The following is an 18,374-nucleotide window of genomic DNA, read 5'->3' as shown; positions in this document are numbered from 1 at the left end:
TTGCTTGTGCTTATTCCGGTTTTTCGTCATTGGCAACCATGGCCAAAGCCGCAGCTTCAGCGACGCGGATACCATCTATGCCTGCCGACCAAATACCACCGGCATAACCAGCCCCTTCGCCAGCAGGATACAAACCTTCAACGTTAACACTTTGATAGTCTTTGTTTCGTTTAATACAAATGGGCGATGAGGTGCGAGTTTCCACGCCCGTTAATAACCCATCAGCTTTAGCAAAGCCTTTGATTTGACGATTAAATGCAGGGATGGCCTCGCGTATGGATTCGGTAACAAAATCGGGAACGACCTTAGATAAATCAGTAAGGGTGATACCTGGGGTGTATGAGGGTTTTACCTCGCCTAATTCAGCACTGGCTTTTCCTGATAAAAAGTCGCCTATTAGCTGTGCTGGTGCATGATAGTTCTCACCGCCTACGGCAAAAGCACGATCTTCTAGGGAGCGCTGTAATTCGATACCTGCTAGTGGGTGGTCGGGATAATCTTGCTCTGGGGTAATGCCTACAACAATGGCACTGTTGGCGTTACGCTCATGCCGAGAATATTGACTCATACCATTTGTGACCACTCTTCCTGGCTCAGAAGCTGCGGCCACCACAGTGCCCCCTGGGCACATACAAAAACTATACACGGTGCGGCCATTTTTACAGTGATGAACAAGTTTGTAATCTGCCGCCCCTAAAATTGGGTTGCCGGCATTTTCACCAAATCGACACTTGTCGATCATGCTTTGTTCATGTTCAATGCGAAAGCCCACTGAAAAAGGTTTAGCTTCAATATGCACACCTTGTTCATAAAGTGCGGTAAAGGTATCTCGGGCGCTGTGGCCTATTGCTAATATAACCTGATTGCAACTTAGGTATTCTCCATCAGATAAGTGCAAACCCTTGAGTTTATAACCTTGTTTTTGAGGAACTAAATCGAGCTTTTCTACGCGGGTACTAAAGCGAAACTCGCCGCCTAAGGCAATAATTTTTTCGCGCATCTTTTCCACCATATTGACCAACTTAAAGGTACCAATATGGGGTTTACTCACATACATGATTTCTTCCGGTGCGCCTGCGGCAACAAATTCATGGAGTACTTTACGACCATAATGTTTGCGGTCTTTTACCTGACTGTATAGTTTGCCATCGGAAAATGTACCGGCACCACCTTCGCCAAATTGCACGTTTGATTCTGGATTAAGAGGTTTTTTACGCCAAAAACCAAAGGTGTCTTTGGTGCGCTCTCTTACTTCTTTTCCGCGCTCGATGATAATCGGCTTAAAGCCCATTTGCGCTAGAATTAACGCGGCAAATAAGCCGCAGGGGCCTAAGCCAACCACAACGGGTCGCTCAGTTAAATTAGCAGGGGCTTGGGCGACAAACTTGTATTGCATATCTGGAGTGAGTCGAACTTGGGGATCTCGTTCGAATTGCGCGAGTAGTTCAGATTGGTTTTTAACCTCTACATCCAAGGTGTAAATGAGTTGGATGTCTCTGTTATTGCGTGCATCGTAGCCACGTTTGAACATGTTGTAGGATATTAACTGGCTTTGCTCAATTTTGAGCTTATTGAGTATTGCTTGCTCAATGGCCTGTTCTGGGTGATTTAGGGGTAACTTAATATCCGTCAAACGTAACATATTTCACACTCTTTAAACGCCGGACAGCCTGTCTGTCAGGGCGAGATATTTTAAATCAGCTAATCTGCGATAGATAGCCCTGTTTACTTGGATATCCGATCAATTCAAGTGAAAATAGTTCGTCTTATCAAAAACTAAAAAGAACTTGTGTTTTTAACAGGCTTCTTTAAACTTATCCGCATATTTTTATCCTAAACAAACTAGCTTTCAATGACCTTTGTAGTGACAGATAATTGCATTAAGTGCAAATATACAGATTGTGTTGCAGTATGCCCAGTAGATGCCTTTTTTGAAGGGCCTAATTTTTTGGCGATCAATCCCGCAATTTGTATCGATTGTGCCCTTTGTGTACCTGAATGTCCGGCTGATGCAATTATTCAAGACACTGATCTGGCTGCCGAACACCAACAATATTTAGCGTTAAACGAAGAACTATGCCAAGAATGGCCTAATTTGAATGAGCTAAAAGCGCCTCCAGAAGACGCTGATAAATGGAATGGGGTTGCCGATAAGTTACCTTTGTTAGAACGCTAACGCACAGCACAAAACTTGATTTAAGCTTTGAACCCTTTGGCGACAATGTAAACTTCACGAGAACGTGGGCGGGAAGCATCAGGTTTGCGAATGACCACTTTATTAAACGAACTGCGCACGTCTTTTAAGTATTCTTCATAGCCCACACCTTGAAACACCTTTGCGCAAAAACTGCCGCCGGGTTTAAGGACGTTGCGAGCCATATCTAAGGCTAATTCTACCAAGTACATGGAACTGTATTGGTCGGTGGCATTCACGCCACTGATATTCGGTGCCATATCTGAAACCACAACGTCGACTCTTTCATTGTTTAATTCAGCAACAATTTGCTCATAAACCGCTTCTTCGGTGAAATCACCCTGAATAAAGGTCACATCCAGTATCGAATCCATTGGTAAAATATCTGAGGCTATTACTCTGCCTTTTTTGCCTACCAAAGGCGCAACTATTTGAGACCATCCACCTGGCGCTGAGCCAAGATCCATCACAATGTTGCCAGGACGAATTAACTTATCTTTTTCATTAATTTCAATCAGCTTATAACTTGCACGGGAACGGTAGCCGTCAATTTGCGCTTTTTTTACGTAGGGATCGTTAACGTGTTCGTCCAGCCATTTTTTACTGGTTTTAGAGCGTGCCATAAAGTGAGTCTGCTATTTTAGATGGTTTAAACGGCGCTTATTGTAAGCTGGCAGGGCAAATTTGCAAATTACTCAGGGTAAAATATGCCTTTTAAGACAATTTATTTTTGCCTGACTTGATTTCATCAACGGGGTACAATGAGTTTGCGAGTTGATTAATTCGTTTACCCAATCCATAAACAAATAACTAAATAAAAATAGGGAACTGCATGACCAAAAGTGCTGTATTTAACTTGTGTTTTATCTCGTCACTATTCCAAGGCAAGTTAATATGAAATTTGATGATGTAAAAAAGCTCCATCAAAAAAAATACCGTGCTCAATTTGGTTATTATTTAGTGGAAGGTGAACATCTGGTTTTAGAGCTTCAAAAAGCAATAAAACAAGACGCTGAATTAAGCAATATTACTTTATATATTACCGAAGAATACCAGGATTGGGCTAAACCACTGTTTAGTCAAAGTAGTCTGGTCGTGCTCAATAAAAAGCAAATGGCACAGCTCAGTGACACCAAAAGCCCTCAGGGCATTATAGCTTGTGTGCCATTACCAAAAGCGGCTAAATTGCAGCAAACAAACCTGCGAGGGGAGCGCTGCATCTATCTCCATGAAGTGCAAGATCCCGGTAACCTAGGGACTATTTTGCGAACTTTAGCCTGGTTTGGGGATTTTCGATTATTGCTCAGTCCCAACAGTGTTGACCCCTTTAACTCCAAGGTGGTGCGTGCCAGTATGGGGGCGATATTTCACGTACCTATTGAGTTAGAGGTTGAATTAGACGAGTTACAGACTCGGTTTAAACGTTTTGCTTATTTGGATATGCAAGGCAAACATATCAAGAGTCCAGAATTTTCCGATTACCAATGTTATTTATTTGGTAACGAAGCTCGCGGCGTGCCCCGTGAGGCCTTATCTGCTTGTGCTGCCGATGCATTTACCATTACTGGCAGTGGCAAAATTGATTCCCTCAATTTAGCTAGTGCGGTGAATATTTGCGTGTACCAATTGTCAGTTTAACGGATTTTAGTTAAAACATGATCTTTATAAAATGTCGCAAACGTTCACTAAATTCTTTTTTTAGCGCCTAAAAGCTTTTAAAGTTCTCAAATTACTCGAATTGAGTTAAAAAGGCCGTATAAATCTCTGACACCTCATCCAGTGACGAGTTGAGTCTGTGATCGCCTTCGATTAGATGCAATTCACATTTAGATTGTTGCGCATATTTCGCTGAGTGTTGATAGGGGATCACTTCATCACCTAGACCATGGACGATACAAAGGTTTTGGGTATTAGGAGAGTAAGACTGTATTGCGTAGTTAGGCATATACAAGGCTGGAGCTAACAGAAATATACCTTCACATGTATGTTCTTGCGCCGCTACCATGGAAACGTAGCCGCCCATAGAAGAGCCCACTAAAACAACTTTATCATCTGTGGTTGCGAGTATTTTTATAAGTTTATCAACACGCCTATCAGGGTTATCCATATCAGAGTAGTCTATGCTGTCTACTGAATATCCGAGGTTTTGTGCAATCTCGGCTAACTTTCGTATTTTAGATCCCCAAGGACCACTTTCTTTTCCATGTGAGAAAATGACTTTCATAATGATGTTCAGTTGATAGTTTGTACAAATGATAACAATGGATGCTAGCCACTAATAGTAAAGCCTGTGTTTTTTAGGCTCTGTTAATCACTCAGCCCCAAACCGGGACTAAACCAATTCAGTTTTACCAGCAACTTATAGCCTCAACATCATAATATAAAGCGATTTACCACGGTATGGACCTTATCGCTGAGTGCTTTAAGAGTTTGGCTAGCGTGGTTTAGTGTGGTAGCCGTTGTAACAGATTGTTCAGAAGTTTCATTTAAGTCATTTAATCGCAAATTAATGGCGTGGGAAGCTTCAGTTTGTTGCTCTGTGGCTTGGGCAATTTGGCTATTCATTTGCGACATTTGCCCCATTAATCTGGCTACTTCTTGTAGTGTTTGGTTGGCTTGATTAATGTCACCGACGGTTTTTTGAGAAGTGTCCTGACTCATCTTTACTGCGTCTACGGCTGCTTTAGCATCATTTTGTAGTTTTTCAATCATGCTTTGAATTTCATCTGTACTTTGTCCAGTGCGGCTAGCTAAGGTGCGCACTTCATCAGCGACTACTGCAAATCCTCGACCTTGATCGCCTGCGCGAGCCGCTTCAATTGCCGCATTTAAGGCTAATAAATTAGTCTGCTCTGCAATGGATCTGATCACATCTAATACGCTGCCAATATTTTCACTTTGCTCAGCTAATTGAGATACAACTGAATTAACTTGCTCAATACTTGATGTTAAAGATTGTATATCATCGACGCTACGAGTAACCGCAACTGCCCCTGATTGTGCGTTGTTTTTTGCATCATTTGTGGTTTTTTGGGCATTGGATGCATTGTTGCTTACATCAGTAATTTGCTTGCTCATTTGATCAATCGCATCAGCAACTTGAATAGTCGCGTCACTTTGTTGTTGTGCAAAAGTGTTACTACTTTGGCTGACCTTGGCTACAGAGTTAGATTGAATAATTAACTCTTCGACAATTGCTTTTACTTGAACAAGAGACTCTCGTATTTTGGAGGTGAATTGGTTGAAATGTTGATTTAACTGGGTAATTTCATCATTCCCTTGGACAGGTAGTTGGCGGGTTAGGTCTCCTTCACCTTGGGCTATATCACGCATTCGTTCAGCGGCTTCTTGAATTGGTGCGGTAATACTTCTGCTAATTAACCAAGTCGCACCTAGAATGAATAGCAACCCAATAGAGGATTCAATTATATAAGAGTTACGCAATTTAGCGTAGAAAGCGTCAAGCTTATCCATGTAAATCCCCGAACCTATAGTCCAACCCCAAGGCGCAAATTCTTTAACATAGGATATTTTGGATGTTGGTGTTTCTTCACCCGGCAATGGCCAAACATAAGTCACAAAGCCACTGCCTTGTTGTTTTACTAATTGGGACATTTCTCGGAAAAACGTTTTGCCATTTGCATCAATACTATCGTACAGGGATTTGCCATTTAACCCTGGTTTAAAAGGGTGCATGATCATGGCGGGGGTGGCATCTTGTAACCAGAAATAATTGTTGTTGTCGTATCTTAGATCGCTAACAGTAGCGATGGCCATTGCTTTTGCATCCTCTTCGCTAAGCTGTTGTTTGCTTGCCAATTGATGAAAATGCTCGATGACGCTGTAGGCAACATCGACAACGCTTTTATTTTCTTTGTAAGCCTGTTGCTCTAGAACTTGATAATGATGATTCAGCACACTAAAACTGAGCAGTACTAACACCAGCACCATTAAAATAACAATGAAACTTAATCGATAGATTAATGAAAATTTGCGCAAAAAAATCATGCTTTGCTCCTAAACTATTGACGCTGACTGTATTGAAAATACGGGCTGTCATCAGATGGCTATTTCGTTAGTCTAGTCTAATTCTATGGATTTAAATCGAAACGATTAAAAATAGTCTTTAATTGCTGATAAATCATAGCCTTTGGCGGCGCATAGGTTTTGTAACTGTTGAAAAGACCGTTGATCTTTTTGACTCAGCGCCCAAAGGTGAACAGCACGGGTTCCACTTCTACAAAAACAATGCACTAAGCCCTTTTGTTGTTCAATCAACTGGGTAAATAATGCAATTTGTTGATCCTCATAATAACCTGATTTAACCGGTATATGCTGGTAATCAATATCAAGTGAACCACAAAGCAGTTTCCATTCGTGACTGGATATTTGATGGGCAGATTCATTGTCGGGTCGAACATTAATTAATAGGGTTAAGCCATTTTTTATCAGTTCAGATAGCTGTGCTTTGTCTAATTCACCAGATATTGAAAAGTGGTCATTTAAATTGATGATAGGCATAACAAATCCTTGATTAAAAGTTTGCGATAAAGGTGTAGGCTGATAAGCCTATTAAGCCAGCACCAAAGAGTTGTTTTATCACCTTTTGTGGAAGTTTATCTGCAACTTGTAAACCGACTAATATGCCACCGATAGCACAGCCGCTAACCAGTGTAATCAGCGGCCAATTTAGCGCGATATCAGCATACTTGAATACTTGTAAATACTGGGAAAAGCCACTAACACTCTGCATCACAATAATCACTAAACTGGTACCTACAGCCTCCTTGATGGGTATTTTGGCAATAAACATGAGTGCTGGCACAATGAGAAAACCACCACCCACACCAATTAAACCGGCTAAGCACCCGACTAATAAACTCGCGGGAATTAGCCAAAACACTGATTGTGAAGGTGCTGTTTGAGCAGCAACAGGAGAAATAGGTTTGAGCATGAATACACTGGCTAATAGCATTATTACGGCAAAAATTAGCATTTGTAATTTTGCGCTTACAAATTGCGCCAAATAAGCACCAGCATATGCTGAAAACATACTGGGAATACCAAAATAGATGACCAGTTTATAAAGAATATTACCTTTGAAATAGTGCGTTATGGTGCCAACTAAAGCCACTAAACCAACAATCAACAGAGATTCAGCTATGGCTATTTTTTCAGGTTCTTTAGCAATAAAAATGAGTAAAGGTAAGGTTAATATGCTGCCACCAGAGCCCAGCAAACCGAGGCTCAAGCCCATGGTTATTGCACCAAACCAAATTATTGGATCATGCATGGCTTAACCCAGCTTACTGGTTAGAGGTATTTTTAAATAAGAAATCCCATTGTCTTCAGTGTCGGGCATTAGTCCTGCGCGGATATTCATTTGAATAGACGGTAGCAGAAGTTTGGGGGCCGCAAGGGTTTTATCCCGTGCGTTGCGCATACTCACAAAGTCGTTTTCGCTGGTGCCATTTTTTACATGAATATTGTTGCGCAACTGCTGAAATACAGTCGACTCCCAAGCATATTCATCACGACCTTCGGCTTTATAGTCGTGGCCCACAAAAATACGTGTATCTCCAGGCAGTGCAAGAATTTTTTGAATCGATTGGTACAGAGCTTTAGCGCTGCCGTTGGGAAAATCTGCGCGAGCCGTGCCGTAGTCAGGCATAAACAAAGTATCACCAACGAAAACGGCATCTTCAATTAAATAACTCACACAAGCAGGTGTATGACCTGGCGTATTCATTATTTGAATGTTTAAGTGGCCTAACTTAATTATTTCTCCGTCGCTGAACAAATGATCATATTGGCTTCCGTCACAAGGAAATTCTGCATCTAAGTTAAAGATCTTTTTGAAGGTTGTTTGAACTATACGGATATGTTCGCCTATGCCAATTTCGCCGCCGCGCTTTTCTTTTATATATTGGGAGGCGGTTATATGATCGGCGTGGGCATGGGTTTCCAGAATCCACTCTAGGGAAAAATTATTGTCATCTAAATATTTGATCACCTTATCTGCACTGGCGGAAGATAGGGTGCCCGAACTGGCATCAAAATCTAAAACTGGGTCAATAATCGCAGACAAGTTGCAGGTTTTATCAGTTAAGACATAGGTGACGGTATTGGTGTTTTCATCCATAAATGGTTGAATGATGAGTTTATTCATGGTGGAAGATTCCTTCTTTGCTGGTTTCGAGCTGCAACTTTGGATCAAGTGATATTTGCTGATCTATTTTGAGTTGATGAGGAATAATATGAGAAGCAACCAACACAATTTTCAGCTCGGCTAATTGATTGATAAGGGCACATGCAATTTCAATATTCTTTTCATCTAAGGCTTCAAATGGCTCATCAATTAAAATGAGGTTTGCTTGACTTAATAAAGCGCGGGCTAAACCTAGACGCTTTTTTTCACCGCCAGAAAAACGTCTTCCATTTTCTCCAATCCATTGATTGATATCCGTCATGTAACCCAAACCCACTTTATTGAGAACTTCGTTTAAGCAAGCATCCGACGCCTCGGGGTTGGCCATAAGCAAGTTACTTTTTAAGGTATCTGATAGACAATATGGAAACTGTTCAACATAAAGGCTGTCGTCAAGTAACCCATTTGGCAGGTCTTTTTGGTTGATTTTCCGACTACCTTGACACGGAATCAAACCTGCAAGGGATTGTAGAAAACGACTTTTCCCTGAGCCTGAACTGCCTACAATTAAACTCAAGCTGGCAGAGTCGAATGTGCCCGACACTTCTGGCATACGGGTGTTTTCAGCTTTAAAGTTAGAAACTTTGAGACTTTTTACCTCGGTATCATGCCGATGTATAGGCGCGGACTCATGTACCAAAGCTGCCATGCTTTTATTGGCAATGTGAAAACTTGCTAGCTTGTTTTGTGACTCAATGGCGCGGCCCAACCAATCATTTACACTTAATAATGCCATGGGGATAATCACGAACAAACTGTTTCCCACATGGGCTCCTGCGTAATTAATTAATATAAAACACATAGTCGCAATACTGGTGATAGAGGTGAGTAAGGTCGCTATTCTAGTATTCGATTGGATGCGGTTTTGTATTTTACGAATATTGGATAATTTAGGTGGTTGAACTTGATTTTGCATATGCCAGATAGGCGCACTTTCAACGTGTTGAATTAAGCTCAATTGGGTGGATTTTTGAGATTTAGCCAGTTTTACAGCGTTACCTAAGGTACTTAATACTAATCCCAAGTAAATGACACTAAACACGACTAAAAACACTATTAATGGCCAAGTTAATGCGGGTGTAAACACTACCGCACAGAACATTAGCGCACTGATGGATAATAATACTCCGGCATTTTGGCCCACCCAAGCAATCCAAATTGACGCTACTTCTTCACTTTGATAAGCCAGTGCGTTTAAGGACGTATCCCGCGCAATAACGTGATTGTCAGCAAGAGATTTGAACACAGATACCCGAATGTCGGCTAAGGAGTCGAGTAGGTGATGATGGCCAAATAGCATACTGAAATAACCAGAAGCAATGCGCAAAATCGCTAGGCCTCGAATAACTACTGCTGGCAACATATAGTTAAAGCCCAGACCCGCAATCGCTGAGGCAGCAATAAACCATGAGGATACTAATAAAATAGTGAAACCCACCAGAAAGTGCACCATGGCGAGCAATAAGCTAACCGCCAACAGTTTTTTATGTTTCATTTGGGTTCCTTAAAATGCCATTTTCAAGTTGCCAATGTTGTGAAAACCAATGGGAGGGAATAGATTTGTGCGACGCCCAAATAACCGTTTTTTGCTGCAAATGTTGATGTAACAACAGGCTCAGTACTTTGTGTTGCTCTTGGGTAAGGTGGGCGGTGGGTTCGTCAAGAAAAACGACGTCAGCGTCAATTAGTAAAATACGAGCAAGGGCTAAACGTTGAGCTTCGCCTCCGGATAAAGGGGGATAGTCGCCTAAAGGTGTGTCTAATTGATGTTTTAGGTTAAACGCCCAATCATTAAGCTCGACATCAACTAACACTTCCCAAAGCAAATGATCAGGGATGTCTTTTCCCAAGGTTAAATTATGTCTAAGGGTATTATCTAAAACTACGGTATCTTGAGTAAGCATATAGCTAGGAGCTGGAAAGTGGTGAGATGCTTCTCGAAACCCCATTAATGCTTCTAACAGAACGGTTTTACCTGCGCCTGATTGCCCCTCTAAAAACACCCATTCTCCGGGGCGTATAGAGATTTTTCTGGCACTAATCTTAGGCTCCTGAACTTGAAAGTTCAGCCAATCTATACCATTGAAGTTTGGCTCTTTTAGCGTAGATTTTACCTCGTTATATATCTCTGCAAATCGTTCTGCACTGGCCTCTGCTTTGGATTTTTGATGATAGTATTTTCCCAAGGTTTTTAATTCTGCAAATAATAACGGAGCCACGAGTAGCATAAATAGACCAGTGTGAAGATCCATACTAGGTCCAAATTCAAACTCACCGATTAAACTAAAACCAATGAAAACTGCTACCAATGCGATTGATAAGGTGGAAAAAAAATCTAACACTGTGGTAGACAAAAATGCCACAGATACTACTTTCATGGTTTTAGAATTGACAATGTTACTGGCCTGGCTTAATCGTGTCTGTTGTTCTTGGTGTTGATTACTACTGGTAATTAAGGGGAGGGCTTTTAACCTATCAGAAAACATCGCCCCTAAACGTTCCAAAGCGATAAAATGTTTACGGTGGAGTGCAGCTGCACCTTTACCTACAATAATCATAAATAAAGGAACCACAGGCATGCTAAGTAGTAAGGAGATTGCCACAACATAATTAATTGGCGCTATCACCAATAAAATAACCAGCGGTGTTGTAGCGGCCATCCACTTTTGCACACAGTATTGACTGACGTAATTACCCACATCAGTTATGTGATCGAACATTAACTGTTGCCAATAAGCCGATGAATATCGGCGTATTAAGGCGGTTTGTTGTTGCTGCCAAATTTGTTGGATATCGCCTTCAATTTGGCTTTCAACGTTTGTTTTGCAGATGGCCGATAGACTATCTGCAAAATATACACTGGCTAACCAAATACTCGATGCAACCGCAAGGTATAACACCTTGCGGGCATCAATTGTTTGCTGCTCGACAACTATCGACATCATCATTTCAGCAAATAACCAGAATGTGAAGATTTGAGCAATAAACTGTATTAGCCTGACCAAAAACACCTTCATTTGCGGCACGCGAAAATCCATGCTTTGCCGCTTTAACCATTGTATAGCTTGAGGTGTTATTTGATTTTCCATTATGATTCGTCCGTACGATCCATATCTTCTGTTGACTCAAGCCACATGGCGTTAATGATGCCAAATGAACATGCTAATAAAACCCCTAAAATCCATGTGAAATACCACATAATTTCTCTCCTGTTATTATTAATAAATTGCGTGTGACTTGCTCAAGTCAGCTTGTTTCACTCGTCCTCTCATAACCCAGAAACCGTATGCGGTATAACACAGCACAATAGGTACAAACACACAGGCCACAATAAACATGGTTTGTAGAGTTAAAAACGACGAGGTTGCATCCCATATGGTTAAGCTTGCGTCAGGCATAATGCTGCTGGGTAGTAAAAATGGAAACATTGAGAATCCTGCAGTTAAAATAATGCCTGCAATACTTAGCGCACTTGCAACAAATGCCTTGCCACTTCTGCCGACACTAGAAAAGAAGGCGGAGGCCAATGCAGCAACAATACCTAGAACAGGGGCTGCTATCATCCATGGAAAGGCACTGTAATTTTGTAACCATCCTCCACTTACAATCGATACGGTTTTATGCAAAGGATTGCTGGTTGCAGCTATATCTACGTTTGAAGTAATTTGATAGCCATCGACGCCAAGGGCCAAATACACTCCTGCTAAGGCAAAAAGAGCCGCTGTTGTTGAAGCTAGTATTACTGACAAAGAACGTGCCCGCTGATATAGGTCACCATCGGATTTAAGTTGTAACCAAGTTGCTCCGTGGTTTAACAGCATTGCAACTGAAACTAGTCCGGTTAGCAGTGCAAATGGTGTTAGTAAACTGAAGAACGAGCCTGTATAGGTTGACTTTAAAGTCTCGTCTAACTCGAAAGGGATACCCAGTAGTAAGTTACCAAATGTCACACCAAATATTAGGGCAGGAATAAAGCCGCCTGCGAAAAGCGCCCAATCCCACATCATTCGCCATTTTTTATTGGTTAGCTTGCTACGGTAATCAAAACCTAACGGACGCATCCACAGCGCGATTAAGGTTAAGGCTAGTGCTAAATATAAAGCTGAAAACGCAGTAGCATAGATCATCGGCCAAGCAGCAAAAATAGCGCCACCGGCAGTGATTAACCACACCTGATTACCGTCCCAGTGGGGCCCTACGGTATTGATCATGACTCGGCGTTCTTGATCGGTTTTTCCAATCAGCGTCAATAATGCACCTACTCCTAAATCAAAGCCGTCGGTAATCGCAAAACCTATGAGTAATACACCTATCAACACCCACCAGATAACGCGAAGGGTTTCATAATCAATCATGAGTTTGCTCCTTGAGGTTGTTCATCGTTTAGTAGTTGTGCCGCCTCTTCTAATTCACGCTCGGCTTCGGCAAAAGTTTCACTGGGGCCTTTTTTGGCGTATTTCTGCATTAAATAAAAGGCGGCGATAAACATAATTGCATAGAAGAATGTGTAGGCTATTATCGTGATAACGACGTCAGTAACACTTAAATTGGATACAGATGCATGTACCGGTAATATTTCTGCAATTGACCAAGGTTGACGACCGTATTCGGCAACAAACCAACCCGCTTCTGAGGCTATCCAAGGAAGTGGTAGGCTCCAAAGAGCAAACCTCAATAACCAGCGAGGTTTAGTAATTTGGTGCTTAGTAGAGTAATAGAAGGCTAGGGCAAACAGCACTAACATGGCAAATCCAGAAGCAACCATCAGTCTGAAACTCCAAAATAACGGTGCAACTTTTGGAATACTGTAATCAACAGCTTGTTGAATAGCATTTTCGGAAGGGTTAGTAACATCATCCGTAAAAGGCTGTAAGAGCATGGCAAAGCCTAAATTGTCTTTGTGTTGCTCAAAATCAGCCCGTTCAGCTTCTGTCGCTTGGCCATTTCTGACTTTGTCTAATAAGTCGTAAGCTACAATTCCAGATAAAATACGCTCTCTATGGCGCTCTTTATGTTCTTTTAAGCCAACCACTTCTTCGTCTAGTGAGCGTGTGGCAATGATACCCATGGCGTAAGGTATTTGGATAGCATAATCGACAGATTCAGTTTCATCATTGGGTATGCCAAACAAGGTGAAAGCAGCAGGGGCAGGCTGGGTTTCATATTCAGCCTCGACAGCGGCTAATTTAACCTTTTGAACATCACCTAATTCATAACCACTTTCATCACCTAAAATAATAACTGAGATGACCGATGCTAACCCAAAGCTGGCCGCGATGGCGAAAGAGCGTCTAGCAAAAGCAACGTCTTTGTTTTTAAGTAAGTAATAAGAAGAAATAGCTAGAACAAAAATTGCACCGGTAACATAGCCTGCAGATACCGTATGTACAAACTTCACTTGCGCTACAGGGTTGAAAATGACTTCTGCAAAACTGGTCATTTCCATGCGCATGGATTCGAAGTTAAATTCTGCGCCCACAGGATATTGCATCCAGCCATTGGCAATTAAGATCCAAAGGGCAGAGAAGTTAGAACCTATGGCAACTAACCAAGTTGTCATTAAGTGTTTCACTTTGGTCATTTTGTCCCAACCAAAGAAAAACAAACCAACAAAGGTAGATTCTAAGAAGAAGGCCATAAGTCCTTCTATCGCCAAAGGCGCACCAAAGATATCACCTACATAATGGGAATAATAAGACCAGTTCATACCGAACTGAAATTCCATGGTTAAACCTGTGGCAACGCCAATAGCAAAGTTGATCCCAAACAACTTACCCCAAAACTTGGTCATTTGTTTATAGATTTCTTTGCCAGTCAAAACATACACAGATTCCATTATGGCAAGCATAAAACTCAAGCCTAAGGTTAATGGAACAAATATGAAATGAAACATGACGGTAGAGGCAAATTGCCAACGAGATAACTCAATTAGAGTCTCGTTCATACTGTTTCTCCTAGTGATTTAAAAAGTGTTGTCGAATCTATTATATTCCGATGGTTTCTACCTCGGAGTTGATCTTAATCAACATTATTGAACTCAAATTGCATTCTGCGTGCCAAATATGGAAAATATTTTAAGGTGTTGAAAGGATTGGAGTTTTATTTTTGGTGAGGCTTTATTTTTGGGCTTGTGTGTCACTTATGACAAGAAGTGTGTCATAAGTGACAGTTGCTGATTTGGCAGCTGATTTTGTGGATTAATTTGTTTGGCAGTAGTCTACTCAGACATAGGCGCAGTGACGCTAAAAGCGCCGCGAATATCATTTAACGAAAAGTTTATTGCCGTGTCCTGTGGGTAGTGTTGGTTTATTTTTTCACGTAAATCCGAGGATATATTTGTACCATGACAAGCAACACATAACTGACCAGTAGGAATGGCTTTCATCATTCTAAATTGCCCATTTTTAATATCACTAAAGACCAATTTATCCATTGCTTCGCCCTGTTTCAGTTGCTGTTCAAAGTTCACTAATACCTCTTTTTGCCACTCATTGGGTTGGTTATCGGTGTTGCGGGTTTTCAAACTTGTGCGACTTAGGGTCCAACCATTAGTGGATAGTTCAGCGGCAATTTTAGGTGCTTGTTGTTGACAAACCTCTACTGCACTTTCAAAGCCACCAGTGCCAATTGCATTGAGTAATTCACTTATGAGTTGCTTACCAAATTGCTGCATTTTTTGTTTGGCAATGTTTTGCATCTGTTGCTTTGAGGATGCTTCCTGATTTTGAAGCTGACTAATTGTTAGCGGGTCCTTTTTCGTGGCTGTTTCATCCACCTTAGTAGCCGTTCCATAAGATCTGCAACTGACAAGAGTTAACACACCTATTGTAGTTACACATATTGCTAATATTTTATTCATAGTATTTCCTATTCTAGTCGTTCTATTCCAAGTGCTTTTAGCACATACTTTTCGTAAACCGGTTCACTTGTGCCCGTGCGCATTTTCCGCATGAAGTATTTTTCAAATGCAATTTTGGCTAAATGTACCCATTTCCCTTTTTTAAACCAGGCGACATTACGAGGCGGAATTTGCGGCATGGCTACAAATGCTGCTCCTGTGTTGCCCATGTCGGCTAAGCAAATTGCATGCATAGTGCCTTTAGTGTGAGGCGGTTGCTTGTCAATAATGAGGGCTTTTAGATTGTGGGCGATGGCGGTCATCATAGTTTCGATCATGTAACCTGTTTTAGGCGTTCCTGTAGGGACTGGAGTTGCCTCAACTGGAGGGATAGCAACACAGACTCCGCCGGAAAATATATTCGGGTAGGTTGGATTGCGATGGTATTCATCGGTGAGAACGAAACCTTTAGGGTTGCACAAAGCATCAACATTTGCCACAGCGTCAACACCACTGAATGGAGGGATAAGCATGGCATGGTGAAATGGTAGTTGATGCTCGAATTCAACTTCACCTTTTCGGTTTAACTCAGAAACAAACATCATACTTTCAGTGACCTTATCTACGCTGCTGTTACAAGTCCACTTTATGTCTCTGGTTCTAAGTTCTGACTCCAACATGGTTTTAGAGTCTCCCACACCACCTAAGCCCATATGCCCGATATAAGGTTCACAGGTAACGAAGTGAATGGGTACTTTGTGGCGGATCTTAGCGTCTCGGAGTGCTTTATCTAAGATAAACGCATATTCGTATGCAGGCCCAAAGCAACTGGCGCCTTGGAAAGCACCAACCACAACTGGTCCTGGATTTTTTATTAGCTTTTCAAAATCTTGATAGCATTGTTGAGCGTGATCTAAGGTACAAATGGATTGCGTGTAAAAGTCAGGTCCAGCTCCTTGAATATTAGCAAAGGCAAGTTTAGGTCCTGTGGCAATTATCAAATAATCGTAGTCTATGCTTCGGTTGTCGTGGGTTAAAATAACATTGTTTTGTGCATCGATTTTATCCACCCTTGCGCAAATGAATTCAATGCCTTTTTTATTGAGATATTTTTCAATGGGCATCGTTATTGCGTTAGGCTCTCGCCATCCAACAGCAACCCAAGGGTTGGAAGGAACGAACCGGAACTCAGCTCGTTCATTGATCACAACAACTTGGTGTTCCTTGCCTAATATCTCTTTTGTTTCATAAGCCGCTGGCATGCCACCGGTTCCTGCGCCTAAGATCACTATTTTAGCCATTTTAGATCCTTACTTTTTTAATATCGTTAAAGGGTACGACACGTAAATACTTAATAAGCAAGACCCGTGCTATAAATTCAAAATTGTTTAAGGTATTGAAAGTTATATGTTTTATTAAAATCATTTGAGATGATTTAGATATAACTTGATTCCTGTGTCATTTTTGTCAGAGTATGAGTCAATAATGACTTAATGAAGGTTTCACCGATTATGAATGTGAGTGTCGTACAATCGATGATTGATGCAATGGAAAAGCCGGCAATTTTTATTGATCTTGAATACCGTATTTTAGCCGTTAATCCAGCGTATCGAGATACCTATGAAAATGAAGTGATAGTAGGTAAAAGCCGCTGTTTTGAAATTTCCCACCGAAACTCAAGCCCCTGTGATCAGCACGGTGAAGATTGTCCAATGGAGCAGTGTAATAAAACCGATAAAACTAGCAGTGTTATTCATATTCACGATACGCCATACGGAAAAACCTATTGTGATATTTTGATGAAACCCATCAAAGATGAAAATGGTATCACCACCGGATTTTTAGAAGTGTTAGACCGTATAAAGTTTGCGTCCAATGAGTCGAATGCGCAACTTATGATAGGTGCATCAGAGCCTTTTAAAAAGATGCTAAATAAGATTAACCGCTCAGCTAAGTCCGATATTGCGGTGCTTTTACACGGCGAAACGGGTACTGGTAAAGAGTTAGTGGCTAAGGCTGTTCATGAGTCGAGTTTTCGAGCAGAAAAACCCTTTGTAATTATTGAATGTACAGGTCTTAACGAAAATTTATTTGAGTCGGAGTTATTTGGTCATGAAAAAGGTGCTTTTACTGGCGCAACCCATGCCAAAAAAGGGCTGATAGAGATGGCTAATGGTGGCACTGTCTTTTTTGATGAAATAGCAGATGTGCCTTTGGCTATGCAAGTTAAACTATTGCGGTTGCTTGAAACCCATTGTTATCGCACCGTAGGTGGGATTAAACAGAAAAAAGCTGATTTTAGATTAATTTGTGCAAGTCATAAGAACTTACTTGAATTAGTAGCATCGGGTGAGTTTAGGAAAGATTTGTATTATCGCATCGCGGGCTTTCCCATTATGTTGCCTTCATTGGCTCAGCGTCGTTCCGATATCCCTATTTTAGCCGAACATTTTTTAAAACAATCCGAACTACATCGTAAAAGATTTAGTCAACAAGCGATGCTTAAATTAAGTCAGTACGATTTTCCTGGCAATATTCGTGAGCTTAGAAGTATTGTCGAGCACTCAGCGTTACTTGCTAATGAAGACATTATTGAGGTTGAGGATTTGCCTGAACTCATCATTCATTCCGATAATTTTGAGGGCAAGGACGTGAAGCAAGTTATTTCCTTGGATGAAGTCGAAAAACAGTACCTTTCTCAATTGTGTTTTTCTAGCACTTTACCTGTAGATGAACTTGCCCAGCAATTAGAGGTGAGTCCGCGAACCCTTTATCGGAAATTACAGAAATATGGCTTAAAATACGACGGAAGATAATTTGCCCGCGTGATCTGATTATGTGGGCCGTTATCTTTTTTGGTTTTGTCATTTATGGCGTATTACTGAATTTTATTGGCCATTCGCCAGTTCTTTTTCGGTTTTAAAACCAAACACTTTACGAAGAATAAAGGTGGCAGGGCACAGGCCTGTAAAACTTTGTTGAAATAAATTAGCACCTATAAAAACCGTAAACCAAACAAAGTTGGGATGAACCCAAACCGTTAAGGCAACGGAAACTAACACCATAAAACCGGCAAATGCGGTTAACGCTCGTTCAGCAGACATCATTATCCTCTTTTTTAATGGTTTTGTAGC

At 41.2% G+C, this 18,374-nt stretch carries 18 protein-coding genes; 3 read left to right on the top strand and 15 right to left on the bottom strand.

Annotated elements, in window-relative coordinates; translation table 11 throughout:
- Positions 1–10: 10 nt before the first annotated feature.
- The gene (locus tag AB6T38_RS15710; protein ID WP_372548204.1) at positions 11–1,642 is read right to left on the bottom strand and encodes an NAD(P)/FAD-dependent oxidoreductase; all 1,632 of its coding nucleotides are present in this window, start codon (positions 1,640–1,642) and stop codon (positions 11–13) included.
- Positions 1,643–1,852: 210 nt separating this feature from the next.
- Between AB6T38_RS15710 and fdxA the strand changes: the two genes are divergently transcribed.
- A complete protein-coding gene (gene fdxA / locus AB6T38_RS15705) occupies positions 1,853–2,176 on the top strand; it encodes a ferredoxin FdxA (protein WP_372548203.1) in 324 nt (107 codons plus the stop codon).
- A 20-nt stretch (positions 2,177–2,196) separates the two neighbouring features.
- Here the strand turns inward: fdxA and rlmE are convergent, their stop codons facing one another.
- Positions 2,197–2,817, bottom strand: coding sequence for a 23S rRNA (uridine(2552)-2'-O)-methyltransferase RlmE (gene rlmE, locus AB6T38_RS15700; RefSeq protein ID WP_372548201.1), 621 nt, complete (start codon positions 2,815–2,817; stop codon positions 2,197–2,199).
- Between the two features lie 271 nt (positions 2,818–3,088).
- On the opposite strand from rlmE, the gene AB6T38_RS15695 reads away from it, so the two are divergent.
- Positions 3,089–3,832, top strand: coding sequence for a TrmH family RNA methyltransferase (locus tag AB6T38_RS15695; RefSeq protein WP_372548200.1), 744 nt, complete (start codon positions 3,089–3,091; stop codon positions 3,830–3,832).
- 91 nt (positions 3,833–3,923) lie between these two features.
- Here the strand turns inward: AB6T38_RS15695 and AB6T38_RS15690 are convergent, their stop codons facing one another.
- From AB6T38_RS15690 to AB6T38_RS15635, 12 genes are all read right to left on the bottom strand, one after another.
- Positions 3,924–4,418: a YqiA/YcfP family alpha/beta fold hydrolase gene (locus AB6T38_RS15690; protein ID WP_372548199.1), complete on the bottom strand. Its 495-nt coding sequence runs from the start codon at positions 4,416–4,418 to the stop codon at positions 3,924–3,926.
- Positions 4,419–4,567: 149 nt separating this feature from the next.
- On the bottom strand, positions 4,568–6,202 hold the full coding sequence (locus tag AB6T38_RS15685) for a methyl-accepting chemotaxis protein (protein WP_372548198.1): 1,635 nt from the start codon (positions 6,200–6,202) through the stop codon (positions 4,568–4,570).
- A 105-nt stretch (positions 6,203–6,307) separates the two neighbouring features.
- On the bottom strand, positions 6,308–6,715 hold the full coding sequence (locus tag AB6T38_RS15680; RefSeq protein ID WP_372548197.1) for a TIGR01244 family sulfur transferase: 408 nt from the start codon (positions 6,713–6,715) through the stop codon (positions 6,308–6,310).
- A gap of 13 nt (positions 6,716–6,728) precedes the next feature.
- Positions 6,729–7,487 carry a sulfite exporter TauE/SafE family protein gene (locus tag AB6T38_RS15675; RefSeq protein ID WP_372548196.1) on the bottom strand — a complete coding sequence of 253 codons (759 nt, stop codon included), beginning with the start codon at positions 7,485–7,487 and terminating at the stop codon, positions 6,729–6,731.
- 3 nt (positions 7,488–7,490) lie between these two features.
- Positions 7,491–8,363, bottom strand: a complete 873-nt coding sequence (locus AB6T38_RS15670; RefSeq protein ID WP_372548195.1) for an MBL fold metallo-hydrolase — start codon at positions 8,361–8,363, stop codon at positions 7,491–7,493.
- Entirely contained in the window at positions 8,356–9,897 is a 1,542-nt protein-coding gene (locus tag AB6T38_RS15665) for an ATP-binding cassette domain-containing protein (protein WP_372548194.1), read from the bottom strand. Before AB6T38_RS15665 ends, AB6T38_RS15670 begins: the two co-directional genes overlap by 8 nt.
- Entirely contained in the window at positions 9,887–11,491 is a 1,605-nt protein-coding gene (locus tag AB6T38_RS15660; protein ID WP_372548193.1) for an ABC transporter ATP-binding protein/permease, read from the bottom strand. Before AB6T38_RS15660 ends, AB6T38_RS15665 begins: the two co-directional genes overlap by 11 nt.
- Positions 11,491–11,601: a cytochrome bd-I oxidase subunit CydX gene (gene cydX, locus AB6T38_RS15655; RefSeq protein ID WP_100643419.1), complete on the bottom strand. Its 111-nt coding sequence runs from the start codon at positions 11,599–11,601 to the stop codon at positions 11,491–11,493. Before cydX ends, AB6T38_RS15660 begins: the two co-directional genes overlap by 1 nt.
- A 19-nt stretch (positions 11,602–11,620) precedes the next feature.
- Positions 11,621–12,757 carry a cytochrome d ubiquinol oxidase subunit II gene (gene cydB, locus AB6T38_RS15650; RefSeq protein WP_372548192.1) on the bottom strand — a complete coding sequence of 379 codons (1,137 nt, stop codon included), beginning with the start codon at positions 12,755–12,757 and terminating at the stop codon, positions 11,621–11,623.
- Positions 12,754–14,346, bottom strand: a complete 1,593-nt coding sequence (locus AB6T38_RS15645) for a cytochrome ubiquinol oxidase subunit I (protein WP_372548191.1) — start codon at positions 14,344–14,346, stop codon at positions 12,754–12,756. The genes cydB and AB6T38_RS15645 overlap by 4 nt, the downstream gene beginning before the upstream one ends.
- A 273-nt stretch (positions 14,347–14,619) precedes the next feature.
- Positions 14,620–15,261 (bottom strand): DUF3365 domain-containing protein, encoded by a 642-nt coding sequence (locus AB6T38_RS15640; RefSeq protein WP_372548190.1) that lies wholly within the window; start codon positions 15,259–15,261, stop codon positions 14,620–14,622.
- An 8-nt stretch (positions 15,262–15,269) separates the two neighbouring features.
- Positions 15,270–16,541 carry an NAD(P)/FAD-dependent oxidoreductase gene (locus AB6T38_RS15635; protein WP_372548189.1) on the bottom strand — a complete coding sequence of 424 codons (1,272 nt, stop codon included), beginning with the start codon at positions 16,539–16,541 and terminating at the stop codon, positions 15,270–15,272.
- A 210-nt stretch (positions 16,542–16,751) separates the two neighbouring features.
- On the opposite strand from AB6T38_RS15635, the gene AB6T38_RS15630 reads away from it, so the two are divergent.
- Positions 16,752–18,056: a sigma-54 interaction domain-containing protein gene (locus AB6T38_RS15630; RefSeq protein WP_372548188.1), complete on the top strand. Its 1,305-nt coding sequence runs from the start codon at positions 16,752–16,754 to the stop codon at positions 18,054–18,056.
- Positions 18,057–18,128: 72 nt separating this feature from the next.
- Here AB6T38_RS15630 and AB6T38_RS15625 read toward each other — a convergent pair whose 3' ends face one another.
- Positions 18,129–18,344, bottom strand: a complete 216-nt coding sequence (locus AB6T38_RS15625; protein WP_372548228.1) for a DUF2892 domain-containing protein — start codon at positions 18,342–18,344, stop codon at positions 18,129–18,131.
- Positions 18,345–18,374 lie beyond the last annotated feature (30 nt).

The organism is Aliiglaciecola sp. SL4, from assembly GCF_041538045.1.
Classification (GTDB): Bacteria; Pseudomonadota; Gammaproteobacteria; order Enterobacterales; family Alteromonadaceae; genus Aliiglaciecola.
Note: the sequence above shows the minus strand (reverse complement) of the source record. Positions and strands in the feature narration are given on the sequence as shown.

Excerpts from the sequence above, each read along its gene's own strand:
- AB6T38_RS15685 (WP_372548198.1), bottom strand. The coding sequence starts at position 6,202 with ATGATTTTTTTGCGCAAATTTTCATTAATCTATCGATTAAGTTTCATT.
- AB6T38_RS15695 (WP_372548200.1), top strand. The coding sequence starts at position 3,089 with ATGAAATTTGATGATGTAAAAAAGCTCCATCAAAAAAAATACCGTGCT.
- AB6T38_RS15670 (WP_372548195.1), bottom strand. The coding sequence starts at position 8,363 with ATGAATAAACTCATCATTCAACCATTTATGGATGAAAACACCAATACC.
- AB6T38_RS15635 (WP_372548189.1), bottom strand. The coding sequence starts at position 16,541 with ATGGCTAAAATAGTGATCTTAGGCGCAGGAACCGGTGGCATGCCAGCG.
- AB6T38_RS15625 (WP_372548228.1), bottom strand. The coding sequence starts at position 18,344 with ATGTCTGCTGAACGAGCGTTAACCGCATTTGCCGGTTTTATGGTGTTA.
- AB6T38_RS15665 (WP_372548194.1), bottom strand. The coding sequence starts at position 9,897 with ATGAAACATAAAAAACTGTTGGCGGTTAGCTTATTGCTCGCCATGGTG.
- cydX (WP_100643419.1), bottom strand. The coding sequence starts at position 11,601 with ATGTGGTATTTCACATGGATTTTAGGGGTTTTATTAGCATGTTCATTT.
- AB6T38_RS15675 (WP_372548196.1), bottom strand. The coding sequence starts at position 7,487 with ATGCATGATCCAATAATTTGGTTTGGTGCAATAACCATGGGCTTGAGC.
- fdxA (WP_372548203.1), top strand. The coding sequence starts at position 1,853 with ATGACCTTTGTAGTGACAGATAATTGCATTAAGTGCAAATATACAGAT.
- AB6T38_RS15660 (WP_372548193.1), bottom strand. The coding sequence starts at position 11,491 with ATGGAAAATCAAATAACACCTCAAGCTATACAATGGTTAAAGCGGCAA.
- AB6T38_RS15680 (WP_372548197.1), bottom strand. The coding sequence starts at position 6,715 with ATGCCTATCATCAATTTAAATGACCACTTTTCAATATCTGGTGAATTA.
- AB6T38_RS15640 (WP_372548190.1), bottom strand. The coding sequence starts at position 15,261 with ATGAATAAAATATTAGCAATATGTGTAACTACAATAGGTGTGTTAACT.
- AB6T38_RS15645 (WP_372548191.1), bottom strand. The coding sequence starts at position 14,346 with ATGAACGAGACTCTAATTGAGTTATCTCGTTGGCAATTTGCCTCTACC.
- cydB (WP_372548192.1), bottom strand. The coding sequence starts at position 12,757 with ATGATTGATTATGAAACCCTTCGCGTTATCTGGTGGGTGTTGATAGGT.
- AB6T38_RS15630 (WP_372548188.1), top strand. The coding sequence starts at position 16,752 with ATGAATGTGAGTGTCGTACAATCGATGATTGATGCAATGGAAAAGCCG.
- AB6T38_RS15690 (WP_372548199.1), bottom strand. The coding sequence starts at position 4,418 with ATGAAAGTCATTTTCTCACATGGAAAAGAAAGTGGTCCTTGGGGATCT.
- AB6T38_RS15710 (WP_372548204.1), bottom strand. The coding sequence starts at position 1,642 with ATGTTACGTTTGACGGATATTAAGTTACCCCTAAATCACCCAGAACAG.
- rlmE (WP_372548201.1), bottom strand. The coding sequence starts at position 2,817 with ATGGCACGCTCTAAAACCAGTAAAAAATGGCTGGACGAACACGTTAAC.